The organism is Sphingomonas crocodyli, from assembly GCF_004005865.1.
Taxonomy (GTDB): Bacteria; Pseudomonadota; Alphaproteobacteria; order Sphingomonadales; family Sphingomonadaceae; genus Rhizorhabdus; species Rhizorhabdus crocodyli.
In genome coordinates, this window is record NZ_SACN01000003.1 from 367,846 (window position 1) to 385,936 (window position 18,091).

Here is an 18,091-nt window from a genome sequence, read left to right on the forward strand (position 1 = left end):
ATGGTTCCCTTCCACGCGCCCTCGATCCGGCGCGCCGCACATCATGTAGGCAGAAGCTGGCTGATTGTCGCGGCAAGCGCGTCGAGCGAGAAAGGCTTGGTGATCATCGCCACACCCTCGCCGGCGACAGCGCCACCAGCGGCGGCGTCCGCATCGTATCCCGTAATGAACAGGACCGGGAGGTCGGGACGCGTGGTGCGCGCCTGCGCAAACAGATCCCTGCCCGTCATTCCGGGCAGCCCCATGTCTGAAATCATCAGGTCGATCCGCTGGGCTGATGCCAGACACGCTGTGGCGGCAACGGGGTCGCCATATTCTATCGCCTCGTAGTGCAGCTCGCGCAGCACTTCGCGCACGACCATGCGGACGGATTCGTCATCCTCGACCACAAGTACGCGCTGACCACGCCCCGAGCGCGCGGCCGGCGGCGCGTCCGTGAGATCGAGGGGCTGCTGCTGGGTTGTCGGCAGGTACAAGTCCATCTTCGTACCGCGATCCGGCTCGCTTGAAATGGCGACGTGCCCGCCGCTCTGCCGAATGAAGCCATAAACCATCGACAGCCCCAGCCCCGTGCCGTGCCCGAGGGGTTTGGTCGTAAAGAAGGGGTCAAAAACTTTCTCGATGATCTCGGCCGGCATGCCAATGCCGCTATCGGCAACGCCGATTTTGAGGAATGGTGACTGTGCGTCTTCGCCTTCCAGCCCTGGCACCGAAGATCCGGCCACCAGTTCGGTCTCGATATCGAGCGTGCCACCCTGCGACATCGCGTCGCGCGCGTTAATGACCAGGTTGAGGATGGCGTTCTCGAGCTGGTGCGGATCGACGATTGCAGCCGGGAGATCCGGCGCAAGACGGACCGTCAGACTGATGCTTTCGTTGACCGCACGGTCGATCAGATCGGCCATCGACTCGATCAGCGCGTTGATATTGGTCGGCTTGGGATCGAGCGACTGCCGGCGTGAGAAGGCGAGAAGCCGCTGGGTGAGCGCCGCCGCACGGCTCGCCGAAGTCGATGCCGCGTCCATGTAGCGCCCGAGCTTGTCATAATCCTGCGCGGCTATGCGGCGTTTCATGAGGTCGAGCGATCCGATGACGCCGGTCAGCATATTGTTGAAGTCATGCGCGATGCCGCCGGTCAGCTGGCCGACCGCCTCCATCTTCTGGCTCTGGCGCAATGATGCTTCTGCGCGCTCGCGCTCGGCCGTCTCGACGCGCAACTGGGTAAGAGCATTTTCCAGCTCGCCGGTGCGTTGCTCCACCTGCGCTTCAAGGTCGTTCGCCGCCTTTGCCAGGGCCCGGCTCGTCGTCTCCAACGCGTCACGTTGTTCCTGGATCAAAAGCCTTTGCTCATGAAGATCGAAAAACACATTGGCCTTGCTCCGCAGGATGTCGGGCTCGATCGGCTTTTGAATGAAGTCGACCGCGCCTGCCTCGTAGCCGCGGAACCGGCGGTTGAGATCGGCTGTGCCGGCCGTCAGGAAGATGATCGGGATGCGACGCGCGCGCTCGCTCCCGCGCATGAATTCAGCAAGCTCGAACCCATCCATCCCCGGCATCTGCACATCCAGAAGCGCGAGCGCGACGTCGTGCTGCAACAGCAACTCCAGGGCCTCCTCGCCCGATCGTGCCCGCAGGAATGCCAGGCCGTCCCGCCGGAGCAGCGCTTCGAGCGAAAGAAGATTCTCCTCGAGATCGTCAACGATCAGGAAATGGATAGGCCGGCTCGTGGTGGTCATGATGCCCACGCCTCGATCTGCCGCGCGATCGCATCAAGGGTGAGTGGCTCGGCCTGAGGGCAGCGGGCGAGCGCGGCCAGCGGCATTGCTGACGCAAAAGCCTCGTGCGGTTGCTGGACGATGGCGCGCCCGCCAGCGTTCGCGATCGCCGCGAGCCCCGCGGCACCGTCCTCGTTGGCGCCGGTCAGGATAATGCCCGCAACGGCGTCGCCAAAAGCATCGGCGGCGCTTTCGAACAATATATCGACCGAGGGTCGCGAATAGAGCACCGGCTCATCGACCGAGAGCGCGAGCGTGCGCTGGTCTTCCACCAGCAGATGATAATCCGATGGCGCGAAATACACATATCCGGGCCGGATGCTTTCCTTGTCCTCGGCGTCTTTGACGCGGAGGCGACATTTGGCGCCAAACAAGGTGGCTAGCTCCGAGCGCTCGGGGGGCACGTGCACGACGACCAGGATGGGAAGCGGATAGGTTGCCGGCAGGTTCGGCAGCAGACGTGACAGCGCTTGCACGGCCCCGGCTGACGCTCCGACGACGATCGCCTCGATCGGCCGGGTCATGCGGCGCGCCGCTGATAGATTTTCTCCCCGGCGACATATTCGTCGAAGGCCTGGAAATGGGCCGAGAAGCGCAGATTCTCCTTCGACCCAAGTCCCAAAAAGCCCTTGCGCGCCAGTGATTCCCGGAACAGCCCGATCGCGCGATCCTGTAGCGGGCGGTCGAAATAGATCATGACGTTGCGGCACGAAATGAACTGCATCTCAGCAAAGACCGCGTCGGTCACCAGACTGTGATCCGAAAAAACGACGCGCGCGCGAAGGCTCTTGTCGAACACCGCCCGCCCATAAGCCGCGGTATAATAATCCGACAGCGAGGACTTGCCGCCTGAACGCTGGTGGTTCTGGGTGAAGGTTCTGATCCGATCGAGAGCATAAATGCCGGACGCGGCTGCTTCGAGCGCGACAGGATTGATGTCGGTGGCATAAAGGATCGTCCGGTCGAGAAGGCCTTCCTCCTTCAACAGGATCGCGAACGAATGCAGTTCTTCACCCGCGCTGCATCCCGCGATCCAGATCTTGAGCGAAGGATAGGTCCGCAGGTGCGGCACGATCATCTCGCGTATCGCGCGGAAATAACTGGGATCGCGAAACATTTCACTGACCTGGACCGTGAGATAGTCGAGCAGACGTGGCAACAAGGTCTCGTCGCGCAGAACCGCATCCTGAAGCAGCGAAAAGCTCGCATAGCCCAGTTGCTGACGCGCCTGTCGCAGACGCCGCCTGATCGACGCCTGGGCATAATGCCGGAAGTCGTAATGATAGCGGCGATAGAGCGCCTCTAGCAGAAGGTGAACTTCGATGTCCTCGATCGGGTCGTGCACAGCCACTCTACCGCGGCATCCAGACCCGGACGAGCGACAGCAGCCGGTCGACATCGATGGGCTTGGCCATATAATCGTTGGCGCCGGCCGCCAGACAACGCTCCTGATCATCCGGCATGGCCTTGGCGGTCAGCATGATGACGGGAAGCTTCGTCCAGCGTGGATCAAGCCGTATCCGCCGGGTTGCGTCGAGGCCGTCCATAACCGGCATCATCACATCCATGAGGATCAAGTCGATCGGGCCGTTTGTCTTTTGGTCGTGACGATCGAGCGCGTCGAGGGCTTCCTGGCCATTGCGCGCGATCTCGATAAGCGCGCCGCGCGGCTCGAGAATATTGCTCAGCGAGTAAACATTGCGAACATCGTCCTCGACGATCAGGATCCGCCGTCCCTCGAGGACCGCGTCACGATTGCGCGCGGCGTGGATCATCTTCTGCTGCTCGGCCGGCAGTTCGGCGACGACCTGGTGAAGGAACAGCGAGACCTCGTCGAGCAGGCGCTCTGGCGACTTTGCTCCCTTGATGATGATCGAACTCGAATAGCGCCGCAGAGTTTGCTCTTCGTGCGCGCTCAGATCATGGCCTGTGTAAACGATTACCGGCGGGAAGGCATAGTCACCTTGCGTGCTCAAGGTCTCGAGCAACGTGAAGCCGGAAGCGTCGGGTAGCGTCAGATCGAGTATCATGCAGTCGAACGTCTGCTCCTTGAGGAGCGCAAGACATTCGGCGACGCTGCCCGCGCCCACAGTCTCTACCTCACCCGACTGGAGCAGCTTCCTGACCGCCGCCAGCTGAACAGGATCATCCTCGACGATGAGCACGCGCCGCATCGTTCGGGTAAGCTGGTGCTCGAGCGCTTCGATAGCCTGGACGATCTCTTCGCGCTTCACGGGCTTTACGAGATAGCCGACCGCACCCAGCGAGAGTGCCGTCTGCGCATGATCGGCCGCCGACACGACATGGATCGGGATGTGGCGGGTGATGTCGTCGCGCTTCAACCGGTCGAGAACCGCCAGGCCCGACTGATCGGGCAATCCGATGTCGAGAACGATCGCGCTGGGCCGGAAACGCTTGGCGAGATCCAGTGCGTCCTCCGCGGTTCCTGCGACAAGACTTTGGAAGCCGGCGTCGCGCGAAAGATCGCGCACGATCGTCGCGAAAGCCTGGTCGTCCTCGACGATGAGCAGGATCCGCCGAGCGGGTTCGAGCCGTTCGCGGTCATCTTCGACATCGAAAGACTTTGCCGCCATCCGCGCCAGGGACATCGTGGCCGACGCCAAGGCCTCAGCCGGTGCCGGCGCGGTCCTTGGCGCAACGCCATTGGGGTCGAAGTCGAGCGGGACAGTTACGGTGAAGGTGCTGCCGTGCCCCGGCTCGCTTTCCAGCGCGATCGACCCGCCCAGCAGCCGGACGAGCTCGCGTGAGATCGAAAGACCGAGACCCGTCCCCCCATAACGCCGGTTTATCGCGCCATCCGCCTGGCGAAAGGCTTCGAAGATGGCAGCATGCTGCTCGGCGGAGATTCCGATCCCCGTATCCGACACTGCCAGGCTCAGCTGGTCACGGCCGATCGGTGCTATTCGCAAATGCACCTGCCCCTGAGCGGTGAACTTGAACGCGTTGGACAGTAGGTTCTTCAGGATCTGCTCGAGCCGTTGACGATCAGAGGTAAAGCGCGCCGGCGTGGCGGCGGCAATGTCGACCACAAAATCGAGTTTGCGCTCGGCTGCCACAGGATCAAAGGTCTTGCGCAGGTCCGAAGCCAGACGCTGGAGCGACACCGCCTCGGGACGAATCTCGACATGCCCGGCCTCGATCTTCGACAGGTCGAGAATATCATTGATCAGTGAAAGCAGATCATTTCCCGACGACTCGATTGTGCGCGCGAACTGGATCTGTTCTGTCGACAGATTGCCCTGGGCGTTGTCTGCCAGCAATTTGGAAAGGATCAGAAGCGAGTTGAGCGGCGTGCGCAGCTCGTGCGACATGTTGGCCAGGAAATCCGACTTGTACTGGCTTGCCTGCTCGAGCTCGCGCGCTTTGATCTCGATCGCAGCGCCCGATTTCGCCAGGTCGTCGCGCTGGGTTTCGAGCAGTTGCGCCTGCTCCTCGAGTTGTGAATTGGTCTGCTCGAGCTCGGCCTGCTGTTGCTCAAGCCGCACCTGGTTATCCTTGAGCGCGCGTCCCTGCTCTTCGAGCTCCTCGTTGGAGACGCGAAGTTCCTCGCTCTGAACCTGGAGTTCCTCGGATTGACGCTGGGTTTCTTCCAGCAGATTTTGAAGCTCGGTCCGGTAGCGCGCTGATCGTAGCGCCACGCCCGCGGCCGATGCGATATCCTCGAGGAGGGCTCGCACGCGTTCGTCGATCGGACGGACAAAGCCCAGTTCGATTACCGCGTTGATGACCCCATCAGCTCTGAACGGGGCGATCAGCAGATGTTTTGGTGTATCGCGCCCCAGCGCCGACCCGTAACTGAGATAACCTTCGGGAACATCGTCGACGGTGAGCAACTGGTCCTCGGCTGCGACCCGCCCCAGGAGGCCTTCGCGCAGCTCGAAGCGCATGGCGATCTGTGCGTCTGCGGGGACCCCGAGCTGCGCCGCGCGCTCGAAAACGCCGCCCTCGCCCTTGAAGAGCACGCCCGCCTGCGCCCCGACATAGGGAGCGAGGAAATCGAGGATGCTGTTGCCGAGCTCTTGAACCGTCTTGTCGCCAAGCATTGCCTGGGAAAGACCGACCTGCCCTCTGGCAAGCCAGTCCTGACGCCGTCGCGCCCGGTTCGACCGGTGAAGCAGCGTCCCGACCAAAATTGTCAGCGCCATGCCCAGCAGCGCGGCGAGGATGCCGCTGAATATAGCCGTACGCGAAGCCGCTTCCATCTCCGCGAGCCGGCTCAGGCGCAGTCGGGCTTCCTCGCGCCCCATTACGCCCAGCTGGTCCCGGATTGCGTCCATCTCGATCTTGCCGCGGTCGGTCGCGACAATCGCGAGCGCCGCAGCGGGACCATTTTCGCGTCGAATGTCAATCGTCTGCCTCAGCTCGGCAAGCTTCGCATCGATATGCGGGCGCAGCTGAACAAGATTGATCTGCTGGTTGCGGTTGTCGCCGATAAGCTGGGAAATGGCGCTGAGCTGTGCTTCGATGCGAGATCGCGCGGCCTCATAGGGCGCCAGATATCGCTCGCTGCCCGTCAACAGAAAGCCACGTTGTCCGGTTTCGGCGTCTTGCGTCGCCGAAAGGAGCGCGTTTAGCGCAACGATGACCTCATGCGAGTGGACAACTTTGGCATTGTCCGTCTTGATCATCTGAATGTTCGAGTAGGACAGCGCGCCGGTAAGGACGAAAAAGAGAAGCGCCACGCCGACGCCCAGCAGTGTGCCGCCTGGCGAGGCCAAAAATGAGGACTTGTTCTCATTCAGCGCCGTCGCCGCATCTCTGGGAGCGCCCGTCACTTCAGCCCGCCATCTGGCAGATGCGCGTCATGAGCCTTGGAGTGTCGCTGATCACCTATTTCCCCGCCCCGAAAGTCCAGATTTACCGGCGCAAGAATGGCGAACGCCAGCCGGTCGGACCACCCCCAAACTCGTAAGGCTACGACCGGTTCCATCATCTTCGCGAAGAAAGGCGTGGGCTGCCACACGCGCTGGATATCTCGAGATCGTCGCCCGGGCGGGACAGCGGATATGCGAGGCGCTTTCCCTGGAGGCCCCGAGCGAATTTCGATGCTGGCGATGAGAGATTACGAGCACCTTTCCTACAGATAGCCAATATGGTTATATAAGTATAGATTGGAGAATGAAATGGGTGATATTAATGCGTCCTTCTTGCTGGCATTGGCCGCGGTTTTGTCGAGCCTTTCGGGGCTTGTCTGGTCCTGGCGACGTCGTCCCTGACGCGATCCGAGGCGTGCAGGCTTTGCGAGCTCGCTCTCAATCTTGCCCGCCTTCTCCACACCGTCGACCATCGCGCGCTCTGGCTTTCCGGACGCCCGACAGACCAAATCGAATGGATCGAACTCGCCTAGGCGGATCAGCGCCGTCAAATCGAAGCTATTAACGGTCCTGTATCGGATCTCCTCCGGGCGAGCCGGCGCGCAATGCCCTCAGCGTGCGTTTACGGGCACCGGTGCGATCGCCAGCGCATTGCCCAGGTCGAACTCGGCTTATCTGAATGGCCGGGGGGCGCCCGCTTTAGGAGAATGGACGGGCCACCCCCGCACCGGGCGAGTACGCGCCTCGAGATTGGGATGCTCCGGCCTCTCAATCAAACGCGAGCGGTGGCATCATCCATCTGCGCGTGTGCGACGGCCACCATTTTGGCGCGGGAGTCTTAAATCGGGTGGACGCCCGCTTAAATGAGCTATCGCCGGGCGGCCCCAATACGGTCGTTCACCGAGATGCCGCCGTGTCCGGTCCGCCATTCGGTTCGATCGACGCGGATATGGTCGATGGCCCGAAGCAATTGCAGGCTGAAGCGGAAACCAGCCGGTTGATCGCTCCTGCGTGTTTCGCGCTGTCATAGGTTAGAGCGCAACCGTGCCTGACATGCTGGATGGGTACCATGTTATCGCTCCCCACTATTCTCGAACGCGCCTTCCAGCTTGCTGGCGATGGCTCCTGCCGCCACTGGCAGGATGTCTCTCAGATCCTGAAGCGCGAGCGATTTGCTTTGGTCGACCATCATCTGAGCGGCCCGGCCATAAGGTCACAGATCAACCGGATTTGCGCGCGGGCCGAAAGAAAGTCGGACGGCAATTACTGACCGATCCTGCGGAGCGCCCCCCGTGGCCCGATCGGCAGGTCAGCGCTTGAGAGCAATGCGCAGCGGGCGTTCAGTCGCGTGGCGGCCTGCGCGTTCCGCCGACCGCATCGTCGCGACCGCTAGCCGCACTCCAGTAGATCAGCGTCATGAGAACACCCGCAAACAGCACGCTCAGCCCCACACCGAATATGGTGGCGAGGATGACATGGGGGTGGAGGGGGCCCGGCTCAGCGGCAAGATAGATCAGCGCGACGACCACCGCGCCGATGGCGGCCGATGCTGATATGATAAGAAGTTTGACCGGTGCCCCCCGGCGTCCCGCATTTCGACCCCGCGCCATGGTCCCTCTCCTCTCGGGCGCGCGGTCCGATCAACGAAGCGCAAAACGCCGATATTCTGCCGATACCCGGATCAACCGGCCAGTGCGTCGCCCGTTCCTTCAGCGACCCAGACACTTGCATAGCCTATGTTAAGCCGGAACGTCGGCCTGATCAGGGCTTTGCCGTCGGGGCGGGTTCGACGAGAACTGAGCCGTCGCGTGGCCCGGCGAACGCGATCGCCTGCGGGAGTCCACAGGACGCCTGCGCAAACAGCCGGAGCCGGCCGGCCGGCTCTCGCGAGCTGATCCTCGTTCGGCTGCCGTATCCCGCTAGAATAAGTGAATAAATTTTTTGTCCGATTTCCACATCAGGGACTTGAAGCGGCGACCAGTGAAATTATCTCGCTCGCCGCCGGGCGCCGCTGGGCCCGGTGTCACGAGAGGGCGCCGGCTCTTTCCGGCGCTTCTCATACACAGATTGCTCTTTGGAGGATTTGGATATGAGGACCAATTTCGATTTCACCCCATTTCGCCGCTCGAGCGTCGGCTTCGACACGTTGTTCGATCTGTTGGAGAGCGGTTCACAATCCCGGACTGAGGGCTTTCCGGCCTTCAATCTTGAGAAAACCCGACACGACCAATATCGCATCACACTCGCCGTCCCGGGATTTTCCCGCGACGAGATCGAGATCGTCACCCAGCCCAATCAGCTTATTATCAAAGGATTGAGGCGCGAGGACGACGGGGACCGCGACCGCTTCCTGCATCGCGGCATCGCTCATGGCTCTTTCGAACGTCGCTTTCAGCTCGCCGATTATATCGAGGCGCGCTCGGCACGTCTTGTCGATGGGTTGCTGACGCTCGAGCTGGCGCGCGACGTGCCCGACGCGATGAAACCGCGCCGCATTGAGATAGGCGCCGTGGCCAACGACCTGATCGAGGGGCCGCGCGAGGCGGAGCGCGCTGCCTGACTGGTCGCCGGCGGCGCTGGCCGCCGGCGTTCCTGAGCAGGGACACGTACGATGCCAATGACGGTGCTGGATAAGATCGATTATTTCGAGCGGCGTGCGCGCCAGGAGCATGAGGCAGCCGCGACAGCGGCGTGCGCCGAGGCTCGTCGCGCCCATGCCAGCCTCGCGCACAGCCACGAGCAGGCCGCCGCGCGCGAGCGGCTGCTCGCGGCACGCCTGCAGTACCACAACAGGAGAAAGGGAGAAGATGTTGTACAATCTGTACGCGCCGGGCGCCCCGGATGAGGCACTGGCGCAAGCAAATCTCGCCAACGATTTCGCCGCCGAGCAATGGGCACGTCAATGGGTTCTGACGCATCAGGTCGGAGACGAGTTTACGCTGCGGCGCGCTGACGGCGGTCTGGACGCTCTGGTGATGCGGACACGCGCGGGACAATGTTACGTCATGACGCGGTCCCTCGCCGCTTGATGCGCGGTTTGGCAATCCCGGACATCGACGCGATCCTGGCAGAATGAACGGTGGAAAGGAGGTTCATCACCCATGTCTGTCGATCAATTTGATCATCCGTTCGACATCGTTCGACACCCACATTTCGAGCCTGAAGTCAAAAGAGCGATCCTGGCATCATGGGCGTCGGACCGCGCTGCGGTTCAGGACAAACCAGCCTTACGCCAGCCGCCGGGCGTAGCCCGACCTGTCCCTGTCGACGACATTTTTTCGGCGCTGTGTGCCATGGATGAGGGGAGCGAACATGCGCAACAAGTTCCTTGACTATCTGCACCGGGAACATGCCCGTCTCGAGGCGGCGATAGCGGACGCGCACCGCTATCCTGTCGTGGACTCGCTGGCGATCGCATCGCTCAAAAAGCAAAAGTTGCTGGTCAAAGATCAGATAGAGAGCTGGACGAGCGATATGCGCGCGGAACAGACCGGCGGGTCGCCTTGGCTACAACAGTAGCGCGCCACCTCCGGGCGGATCCTGCCCCGCCCGGAGGATGGGGGAGACGGGGCAGGAGAAGACGGCGCTTTGCCGGGGGGCATGCCGGCTTCTTCGCGCGAACCGCCTCTTTCACCGGCCCGTTCCAGATCCTGATCTGCGTTATGGCGATTGGGCGAGCTCTGGCCCAATTGTGCGAGCGAGGCTCGCCGTTGATCCGGATATTGGTAACCCTGGCGGCGGGTCTCGCCATAGCACTGCGCGAACGACAACCTGCTCGGATCACCGTTAAACCTTGCCAGATCATGGCTAGACGCGCTTGGTCGATGCGCCTCGAAAAGGACCGGCAGGCGATCCAAGGAGTTGTTGCGTTTGCGCAACAGGGGGAGACTTTGTGCCGCCTGTGCTTCTCTGGATGGATCCTCGCTCTATAGCGGCGGTTGGGCGGGGGCGTGCTCCAACAATCGCAAGGATGACCTCATGCGGCTTCAACTCACCACCACGGCGGCGCTTGCCGTCCTCGCTTTCGGAGCGACCTCCGCGGCGGCGCAGGACACTGCTTCGACCAGCTGGACCGGCCCCTATGTCGGCGGTCAGCTTGGCTATTCGTGGCAGCCTTCGGATGGCGACGAGACCATCACGTTCGATCGCGGCCTCGACGGCACCTTCGGCGACACCGTCGTCACCGGTACCGGCGCCAACGCCTTCTCGCCGGGCTTCTGCGGCGGCCGTTACAACAATGGCACCCGCGCCGGCGGCTGCCGCAAGGACAATGACGCGACCGCGTGGAAGCTCCACGCCGGTTACGACTATCAGTTCGGCGCCGGCCCGTCGGGCTTCGTCGTCGGTGCGGTCGCCGAAGGCGGCGTGTCGTACCTGTACGACTATGTCACCGCGTTCAGCACCACCCCGAACGCCTACACGATCGGCTCGCGTCTGACCGAAAACTATGCCCTGCGCGGCCGCGCGGGCTATGCGGCCAGCACCGGCACGATGATCTACGGCACCGGCGGCGCGACCTACGGCAAGATCCGTAACCGCTATCGCAACGCCAACAACCTGCCCTTCTCGGTCAACGACCGCAGCAAGTGGCAGTGGGGCTGGAACTATGGCGGCGGCATCGAGCAGAAGGTCGGCAAGTTCTCGGTCGGCGCGCTCTATCTGTTCACCGTGATGGACAATGACGACTTCGTCGTTCGCCAGACGGGCGCTGCGCCCTTCACGGCGACCAACCCGCAGGGCACCGACTTCCGTCGGACCTTCTCGAAGTTCGCCTTCCACCAGCTCCTCGCGACGGTCAGCTACCGCTTCTGATCGCAGCGAAAGCTCGAAAGGGAGGGCGGGTAGCGCAGGCTGCCCGCCCTTTCTGTTGCCGCCGCTTAGCACGCGGCGCCGCCGGTCGGCATGGAGGGATGGCGAGAAGAACGCTTCCATGGAAGGTGCCAGTTGGCCGCTGCGCCGCTATCGCGGCTGAGGTCGCACGAGCCGCCCGCGGCAGCCGTTTCCCACATTTCAACGACTTATATGGACCTTATCGGGCCACGAAGCGCTTGATCACCGCGCGCATCAGCGACCGGGGTTGAGGACAATTCGATGAAGATCGAAAGATCGCTCGGCAAGCGGCTGGATAGAGTAGCGAAGGCAGCACCGAATACCGACGCTCGGCAGATGTTCAACGCGAGGCGCAGTCAGGCCAGGCCTGCAGACCATTTCGAATCCAGGAGTTGCTTATGCCGCGATATTATTTTGACGTGCACGATGGTGCGGACTGTCCCGACCTGTGCGGAGTCGATCTGGCCGACATCGCGGCGGCCCGGCAGATGGCGATGCGCTATGCAGGAGAGCTGATTGCGGCCAGCGATGGATGGCGGTCGGCTGCTTATCACTGGAAGCTCGAAGTTTGCGACGATCTTGGCCTGCCGATCATGCGGCTGGCACTCGATTCGGTTCATGGACGCTTCATGATCCATTATCATTCGGATGGCCCACGCACCCCTGTGGAGGCTCTCTTCTGATCCGAAAGTGTGCCCCGGGCTACGTTCCGCATCGTTTGCAGCCAAACTACCAAAAGCCGGCTGCGGCAGATGCGAGTGCAATCATCGGGCGCGATGGGCATCGGAAATGTCGCGGCCAAGTCGATCAATCTTGCCCCAGTTATGCCGGCTTTGCCATCGAGGCATTGTCGCACCAGCGACGCGGACCATCGAGGATTGGCGGGCGCCCCCGCGGCAGGGTTGCGACAAGTCTCCGCCCCAACCAGATTTCGAGATCGCACGTTCGACCGCGCAGGCCGAGACAGGCCAGAGCCATGGCCTCCTGGTCGCTGTCGGCCTCAATGTCGGATTCGTCGATAATCGATAATCCGCTGAACCGATAGAGCTGATAGTGCGGCATCGCCTCCACCCGAGTGCACCAATAGTCAATTTTACCGGATGCCCGCCGCCATGCGCAAGACCTGGTAAAGACATGATCGACCCGGTGCGACGCAACCATGCGGCGTCAGGGCATTGATGATGCCCCACGTAAATCGTTCTAACCTGGATCAGAGTCGAGCCGCCAGCGCCGGTAAGCACGCAACGGACGGAACCTCCGGCGGTTTAGCCGCTGGGCAGATAGGGCCCGCGGGAGAACATCATGAACAGTATTGTCAGACTGTCCTGCCTGATCGTGGCAGTGGGATCGACTGCGCCGGCATCGGCGCAGATGGTGAGTGCACAGACTTACGTGATGAAAGCCGGCGCAAGCGACTTGTACGAGAAGACCGCCAGCCAGATCGCGCTGGAGTCGACGACCAATCCGGGGGTGAAGAGCTTTGCCACGATGATGGTCAGCGATCACAGCCAGTCGAGCGCCAAGGTCAAGGCAGCCGCCGCCAAGAGTGGGCTGACCGTCAAGCCGCCGGTGCTCGAGCCCAAGCAGCAGTCGATGATCGCTGCGCTGCGCGCCACCAAAGGCCCCGCCCGCGACGCACTCTATATCAGTCAGCAAAAGGCGGCTCATCAAGAGGCGCTGGCGCTGCATCAGAGCTACGGCAAATCCGGAACGTCCGTGCCGCTCAAGACGGCGGCGGGTGAGATCGTGCCGGTGGTGCAGCACCACATCGAAATTCTCGCCAAGATGAAGTGACGGATAGCGGCCGGGGCAGCAGCCCCGGCTATCTCGCCCTCGCCTGGCTCGCGGTGCTTCGCAGCGCTTGATGAGCTGGGAACACCAGGACCGAAAACCCTCGCCGATCTGGCTAGCGATGCGAGCGCGCCCGAGTTCGGTTCGGGACTGACACAGACGCATCTTTCGGTCTTACGCGGTGTTTTACGACCTCTTTCACATGTGAGGCTTTTCATGAGCGCCACCCTGACTGCCCAGTTTGACACGCGTCGCGAAGCCGAGATGACGGTCGAGCGCCTCGTGCAGCAATTTGACATCGAGCGCACTGCCATCTTCATCAGTGGCGAGGATGCGAACACCGTCGGGACGCGGCGCGCGGGCGCGGACGCGCAGGCTGCCGATCCTAGTCCGCCTGCGCGGGGGGACGCCAGTGTCGCGGGACCGATCACCCTGTCGGTCGATCTTCAGGACGAGGCCCAGGCGAACCAGGTGCGCGAAGCCTTCAACGAGTTTGCCGCCGGGAATGTTCGTGCAAGCTGAGCCATTCGACAAGCGCGCTGCGGACGATGCCCGCAGCGCGCGCGAGGAGGCCTCCGCCGTTGGTCAGATGACCGACGTCGACCTCATCAAACGCTACGAAGCCAAGGTGGCCGGTGATGCCGACGTTGATCACCTGGCCCGGGAGATGACCAGGCGCGGCATCGATTTCACCGCGCCGGATCGCTGAGCGCCGGTCGAAGGACGCAAAGGTCTGGCGCCTCGCGGTTCTGATCATATTGCGGCAGGTCGAGCGCTTGCATCCAGCGCGCGCGCTTGCCGGCCCAGCTTTCATATTGCGGTTCGATGAGATCGGATTGATCAAACTGAACCAGACTGAGTTCGATCTCTTCGGCAAGCACGCCCGCTACGCGCGATCCGCACATTGCGCAGAAGCGGCGATCATAGCCAGGACTGCTCGACCAGCTCCTGACCGGCCCCCGCAGATGAACCTTCGAGATCGGGAAAACAGCGAAAGGATAACAGGGGGCTGCATGCGCCTTCTGGCATGTCCGGCAGTGGCAGAGCCCGGCGCGTAACGGGGCTCCGATCGCCACGAACCGCACCGCACCACAGGCACAGCCTCCGTCATTTTCTCCCGTCATGGCCGCGCTCCCATCCGACGCCTCTGGTCGCGCGGTTCGCGCGCCAGGAACAAGTCGTAACGCGCGAAACCGGGTCGAGACCCGTCGACTGTCCAACCGGCAGCCGGGCGGGGTCACCACCCAGGCGCCGATCGAGAATCGTTCTGATCTATGTAAGTTCCTGCTCCAGTTCTGGAACGGCGTCCTCAGGCGGCTGTTAGCCCTATGACGTGCTGGCGCGCGGGGCCAAGCTGCCACCGCCCTGGTGCGCCACCACGCCCGGATCTAGATGCCATGTCCGCCGAAACCCTCTCTCCCGCTATACCCAAGGATGTCGAAGACATGGCGGCAAGGTTACTTGAACGCGCCTGCGATCGTGGTGTGTCGCTCGCGACCGCCGAGAGTTGCACCGGTGGTCTGCTCAGTTCGCTCCTGACTGATATCGAGGGTGCAAGTCACGCCTTCGAGCGTGGCTTCGTGGTCTATAGCGAGGAGGCCAAATGTGACCTTCTCGGTGTCAGCCCCGATCTGATCCGCCGTTGCGGCGCTGTGAGTGCCGAGGTTGCGCGCGCCATGGCCACCGGCGCGGTCGCGCGGTCGCAGGCGGACATCGCGGTCTCGGTGACCGGTTTTGCGGGCGCGGGCGCACCCGGAGACGAGGCCGGTCTCGTCCATTTCGGCTGTGCTGATCGCACCGGCGCGGTTCGCCATCGCGTTGAGCATTTCGGCGACCTTGGTCGTGGGCCGATCCGGCTGGCGGCGGTCCGGGTCGCGCTCGAGATGATCGATAGGGCCTTGGATGACTGAACCGTTCACCTCTGTCTGTAACGGGAAGATGGTGCTGCGCGGCCGGTTCGTTGGGTAGAGGTTGCGTCGCGCACCACCGCAGCCTCACCCCGCCCCGCTTCCCGTTCTCGGCGGGGTCCCTAAGGGCCGCGATCTCGCGCGCTTGGGCCCTCGACCGGTCTCCCCTGACGAACGGCTCGCGGAGCCCGCGCCCGCTAACAGAACCAATTTCTTTTATACGACATCCTGGTCATCTCGCTGACTGTGTTCGGTCCGGTTGTCCCTGCCGATGAAGCTGATCTTGCCATTGGTCTCGAGGATCGCCCAGTCGACGTCGCAAATATGCGCGATGCCCGCCAGCCGCATTTCGCTTTCGACCTCTGCGCGGGTTAGACGATCGCGCCGCAGATTGGCGCTGAGCAACTCGCCATGTCGCACGATGACGCGGGGCTGGCCTTCGAAGAGCCGCTCGAGCCTGGGTGACAAATAGCTCCCCCAGCTCATGGCAAGTCCCCAAAAGGCGAAGGTGCTGATCGCGAGCAGCGCGCCGGTGAGGCTGAAATCATTGTGGGTCACACCTTGCTGGATGAGATCGCCAAGCACGATGAGGGTGACGAGCTCGAACGGGGTCATCTGGCTGAGCTCACGTTTCCCCAGCACCCTGAGCAGGACGTAGAGGATGAAGAACATCAGACTTGCGCGCAGAACGATGTCCATCAGGGCAGCACCAGCATGGACAGGTTTGTCCTGACGATCTCCACCTCGCCATCAAGAATTGCGATCGAGCCGCTATTGCGTCCGACGAGCGGTGGGTTGACCTGCCCGTCAAACTTGATTTCGACGGGCTTGCCCGCTTCTGCCGGGCCGAAGCTCATCCGGAACATTCCATTCTTGAACTCTTCCTTCTCGGCGGCGGGGATTCCCGAATTGATCGTGATGTCGCGCCACAATGCGGGAGAAATGGCGAGGGTGAGTTGCTTTATCGATATCTTGGGTTCGATCGTTATGCGTGTTTCGTAGAAGGTGCCGTTGCGCAATGTCGCCGGACTTTTGATCGTAAGCTGTGCTTCGCCGGTTTCGACGACGGACACCGGATTTGGACGTCCCCCGAGGATGCCCAGCCACGTGCTTGCCAACAGCAGCGCAATCACGATCAACGATGTCGGGTTGGCGTGTCGCTGAACCCAGTGTGACGCCTCGATATGCTGATCGCTGATGCCATCGGGCGATGTGGAGCCAGCCTCTTTCATGCTTCCGAAAACCGGGGGCAGACAGGTCCGTTCCCACCAGGCATTCGATTTGTCATCATGGCCGATCGATGCCGTTATTTTGTGGTCGCAGAGGCGAGCAGTTGGCGGACCCCTGATGTCCGATGGCTACGACCACGCGACGAGCGGCGAGACGGTCAAGGAGCAGACGGCGCCAATGTGCGTTCTGGTGCGATGCGCCTGCGTATCAATGCCACCCTCGATTATTGTATTCCCGATGAGGCGGACATCCTGCTGACAGTCGAAGCGGCACGAACGGCAGAGCAGATCGTGCTCGCCGATCGTCTCGACGTCGTCGGGTCCGGCCCCTTGCGGCCGATTGCAGGAGAGGACCATTTCGGCCGTCGCGTGTGGACTCGGGCCCATGGGCCATTCAACGTTCATTACGCCGCCGAGGTCGACCTGCTGCGGGCTTCGGTCGATCTGGCGGACATGCGCGCCTGTCGGCCTGCGGAACTGCCCGCCCACGTCATCCCATATCTTTGGCCAAGCCGCTATTGCGAAGCCGACCGGTTCGAGGCCTTCGTCGCGCGCGAGTTCGCCGCTGTCGCTGGCGGTCGCAAGATCCTGGCGATGGCCGAATGGATTTATCGGAATGTGGACTATCGCCTCGGCACGAGCGACGGAGCTACCACCGCGGTCGATGCCTTCGTAAAGCGTCAGGGCGTATGCCGTGATTTCGCGCATCTGCTGGCGAGCTTCGCAAGGGCGGCAGACATACCGGCGCGATTGGTTTCAGCCTATGCATATGATCTGGAGCCGTCGGATTTCCACGCTGTGGTCGAGGTCTGGCTCGGGGGCGAATGGCATCTCGTCGATCCCACACGGCTGGCCCCCCTCGATGGCCTCGTAAAAATCGCGGTCGGACGCGACGCGACCGATATCGCCTTTATGACGATCTTCGGAACGGCCCAGCTGCAGTCTCAGAGCATCGAGGTCGAGCAAGTCCCACCCTCGCCCACTTCGAGTTTGGCGAGCGCCGCGCATCTGGTCGCCGCAAGCTGACCCGGTACCGCCGCAATGGGCACGGAAAACCGGTCAAGTCCCTGGCTTTCCATGGACCCAAGCCGCGTGATCATCATCCACCGGGCCGCTCGGTGGGAGAACCTCACCCTCTTCGTCGGGACCGAGCCAGTCATCGACTTCGCGCCGCGCGGGTGTCGGCAGTTTCTGCGGCCGCTTGCGCACGTCGGGCAACGCCGCTTCGACCAGATGCTCCGCGCGTCCGACACGGCGGGAGATGACCGCGACGGGCTCGCCAGCCTTGTCGAGGCTCTGTATCAGATCGAGGTCGGCCGGGGTCCATTCGACACGACCTGGCATCACAGCCTGCCTTCTACGCGCCGGTGGTCTTCGCGCGTCCGCGTAATCGGATCATTGCTCGCCATAAAGATCTCCAGCCCGAGAACAGGACATGTTCGCATCCCACAATGATGGTTGACGCCGGCGGCGCAATAACCTTGGTCAGTGCGCGAGACGGGCCGCCGGAAATGTCGTTGCAACGGTCGCGCTCAACCCCGGCGAACGCGTTTGACCGTCCGCGATGGATGCTGCTCGGTCGAACATGCGCCCATGCGCAACAGAATATGCGGATGGCGCTCACAATCTCCGACGTGGTGTCTGACGCGCGACGCACCGGTCGATTGCCCGACGGTTCTGACGCCCATCGCCACCCTTTGGCGGATAGCATGTTGCAAAAGCCG

23 protein-coding genes are annotated in these 18,091 nt (G+C 62.4%); 12 read left to right on the top strand and 11 right to left on the bottom strand.

The genetic code is table 11. The features are described 5' to 3' along the window. Positions 1 to 41: 41 nt before the first annotated feature. The 5 genes from EOD43_RS19385 to EOD43_RS23795 all read right to left on the bottom strand — a co-directional run bounded on the left by EOD43_RS19385 (position 42) and on the right by EOD43_RS23795 (position 7,161). Positions 42 to 1,736 (bottom strand): response regulator, encoded by a 1,695-nt coding sequence (locus tag EOD43_RS19385; RefSeq protein WP_127745673.1) that lies wholly within the window; start codon positions 1,734 to 1,736, stop codon positions 42 to 44. Further along, entirely contained in the window at positions 1,733 to 2,299 is a 567-nt protein-coding gene (locus tag EOD43_RS19390; protein ID WP_127745674.1) for a chemotaxis protein CheB, read from the bottom strand. The genes EOD43_RS19385 and EOD43_RS19390 overlap by 4 nt, the downstream gene beginning before the upstream one ends. After that, entirely contained in the window at positions 2,296 to 3,120 is an 825-nt protein-coding gene (locus EOD43_RS19395; protein ID WP_240653372.1) for a CheR family methyltransferase, read from the bottom strand. Before EOD43_RS19395 ends, EOD43_RS19390 begins: the two co-directional genes overlap by 4 nt. 7 nt (positions 3,121 to 3,127) lie before the next feature. After that, positions 3,128 to 6,424, bottom strand: a complete 3,297-nt coding sequence (locus EOD43_RS19400) for a response regulator (RefSeq protein ID WP_127745818.1) — start codon at positions 6,422 to 6,424, stop codon at positions 3,128 to 3,130. A 449-nt stretch (positions 6,425 to 6,873) separates the two neighbouring features. Next, positions 6,874 to 7,161: a hypothetical protein gene (locus tag EOD43_RS23795; protein WP_164857355.1), complete on the bottom strand. Its 288-nt coding sequence runs from the start codon at positions 7,159 to 7,161 to the stop codon at positions 6,874 to 6,876. Positions 7,162 to 7,679: 518 nt separating this feature from the next. Here EOD43_RS23795 and EOD43_RS19410 point away from each other — a divergent pair. Next, complete coding sequence (locus EOD43_RS19410) at positions 7,680 to 7,880, top strand: hypothetical protein (protein ID WP_127745677.1); 201 nt, start codon at positions 7,680 to 7,682, stop codon at positions 7,878 to 7,880. 70 nt (positions 7,881 to 7,950) lie between these two features. On the opposite strand, the gene EOD43_RS19415 is transcribed toward EOD43_RS19410, so the two are convergent. Next, on the bottom strand, positions 7,951 to 8,220 hold the full coding sequence (locus tag EOD43_RS19415; protein ID WP_127745678.1) for a hypothetical protein: 270 nt from the start codon (positions 8,218 to 8,220) through the stop codon (positions 7,951 to 7,953). Between the two features lie 479 nt (positions 8,221 to 8,699). Between EOD43_RS19415 and EOD43_RS19420 the strand changes: the two genes are divergently transcribed. From EOD43_RS19420 to EOD43_RS19445, 6 genes are all read left to right on the top strand, one after another. Beyond that, the gene (locus tag EOD43_RS19420) at positions 8,700 to 9,170 is read left to right on the top strand and encodes an Hsp20 family protein (protein ID WP_127745679.1); all 471 of its coding nucleotides are present in this window, start codon (positions 8,700 to 8,702) and stop codon (positions 9,168 to 9,170) included. 51 nt (positions 9,171 to 9,221) lie between these two features. Beyond that, positions 9,222 to 9,455, top strand: a complete 234-nt coding sequence (locus EOD43_RS19425) for a hypothetical protein (RefSeq protein ID WP_127745680.1) — start codon at positions 9,222 to 9,224, stop codon at positions 9,453 to 9,455. A gap of 256 nt (positions 9,456 to 9,711) precedes the next feature. Beyond that, entirely contained in the window at positions 9,712 to 9,942 is a 231-nt protein-coding gene (locus EOD43_RS19430; protein WP_127745681.1) for a hypothetical protein, read from the top strand. After that, positions 9,923 to 10,129, top strand: coding sequence for a YdcH family protein (locus tag EOD43_RS19435; protein ID WP_127745682.1), 207 nt, complete (start codon positions 9,923 to 9,925; stop codon positions 10,127 to 10,129). The genes EOD43_RS19430 and EOD43_RS19435 overlap by 20 nt, the downstream gene beginning before the upstream one ends. Positions 10,130 to 10,588: 459 nt before the next feature. Then, on the top strand, positions 10,589 to 11,422 hold the full coding sequence (locus tag EOD43_RS19440; protein ID WP_127745683.1) for an outer membrane protein: 834 nt from the start codon (positions 10,589 to 10,591) through the stop codon (positions 11,420 to 11,422). A gap of 416 nt (positions 11,423 to 11,838) precedes the next feature. After that, positions 11,839 to 12,123: a DUF6894 family protein gene (locus EOD43_RS19445; protein WP_127745684.1), complete on the top strand. Its 285-nt coding sequence runs from the start codon at positions 11,839 to 11,841 to the stop codon at positions 12,121 to 12,123. A gap of 139 nt (positions 12,124 to 12,262) precedes the next feature. Here the strand turns inward: EOD43_RS19445 and EOD43_RS19450 are convergent, their stop codons facing one another. After that, positions 12,263 to 12,502, bottom strand: a complete 240-nt coding sequence (locus EOD43_RS19450) for a hypothetical protein (protein ID WP_127745685.1) — start codon at positions 12,500 to 12,502, stop codon at positions 12,263 to 12,265. Between the two features lie 240 nt (positions 12,503 to 12,742). On the opposite strand from EOD43_RS19450, the gene EOD43_RS19455 reads away from it, so the two are divergent. The 3 genes from EOD43_RS19455 to EOD43_RS19465 all read left to right on the top strand — a co-directional run bounded on the left by EOD43_RS19455 (position 12,743) and on the right by EOD43_RS19465 (position 13,940). Next, entirely contained in the window at positions 12,743 to 13,234 is a 492-nt protein-coding gene (locus EOD43_RS19455; RefSeq protein ID WP_240653373.1) for a DUF4142 domain-containing protein, read from the top strand. 213 nt (positions 13,235 to 13,447) lie between these two features. Continuing rightward, complete coding sequence (locus tag EOD43_RS19460) at positions 13,448 to 13,753, top strand: hypothetical protein (RefSeq protein WP_127745686.1); 306 nt, start codon at positions 13,448 to 13,450, stop codon at positions 13,751 to 13,753. After that, a complete protein-coding gene (locus tag EOD43_RS19465) occupies positions 13,737 to 13,940 on the top strand; it encodes a hypothetical protein (RefSeq protein ID WP_127745687.1) in 204 nt (67 codons plus the stop codon). Before EOD43_RS19460 ends, EOD43_RS19465 begins: the two co-directional genes overlap by 17 nt. Here the strand turns inward: EOD43_RS19465 and EOD43_RS19470 are convergent. Further along, positions 13,921 to 14,355 (bottom strand): GFA family protein, encoded by a 435-nt coding sequence (locus EOD43_RS19470; protein WP_127745688.1) that lies wholly within the window; start codon positions 14,353 to 14,355, stop codon positions 13,921 to 13,923. The genes EOD43_RS19465 and EOD43_RS19470 overlap by 20 nt on opposite strands. A gap of 273 nt (positions 14,356 to 14,628) precedes the next feature. Here EOD43_RS19470 and EOD43_RS19475 point away from each other — a divergent pair, with 273 nt between their 5' ends. Continuing rightward, positions 14,629 to 15,141, top strand: a complete 513-nt coding sequence (locus EOD43_RS19475) for a CinA family protein (RefSeq protein ID WP_127745689.1) — start codon at positions 14,629 to 14,631, stop codon at positions 15,139 to 15,141. 213 nt (positions 15,142 to 15,354) lie between these two features. On the opposite strand, the gene EOD43_RS19480 is transcribed toward EOD43_RS19475, so the two are convergent. Both EOD43_RS19480 and EOD43_RS19485 read right to left on the bottom strand, forming a co-directional pair. After that, entirely contained in the window at positions 15,355 to 15,837 is a 483-nt protein-coding gene (locus EOD43_RS19480) for a DUF421 domain-containing protein (RefSeq protein WP_127745690.1), read from the bottom strand. Continuing rightward, positions 15,837 to 16,370, bottom strand: coding sequence for a hypothetical protein (locus EOD43_RS19485; protein WP_127745691.1), 534 nt, complete (start codon positions 16,368 to 16,370; stop codon positions 15,837 to 15,839). Before EOD43_RS19485 ends, EOD43_RS19480 begins: the two co-directional genes overlap by 1 nt. A 192-nt stretch (positions 16,371 to 16,562) precedes the next feature. Between EOD43_RS19485 and EOD43_RS19490 the strand changes: the two genes are divergently transcribed. Beyond that, positions 16,563 to 17,393, top strand: coding sequence for a transglutaminase-like domain-containing protein (locus tag EOD43_RS19490; RefSeq protein WP_127745692.1), 831 nt, complete (start codon positions 16,563 to 16,565; stop codon positions 17,391 to 17,393). A gap of 33 nt (positions 17,394 to 17,426) precedes the next feature. Here EOD43_RS19490 and EOD43_RS19495 read toward each other — a convergent pair whose 3' ends face one another. Then, complete coding sequence (locus EOD43_RS19495; protein ID WP_127745693.1) at positions 17,427 to 17,711, bottom strand: hypothetical protein; 285 nt, start codon at positions 17,709 to 17,711, stop codon at positions 17,427 to 17,429. Between the last annotated feature and the right edge of the window lie 380 nt (positions 17,712 to 18,091).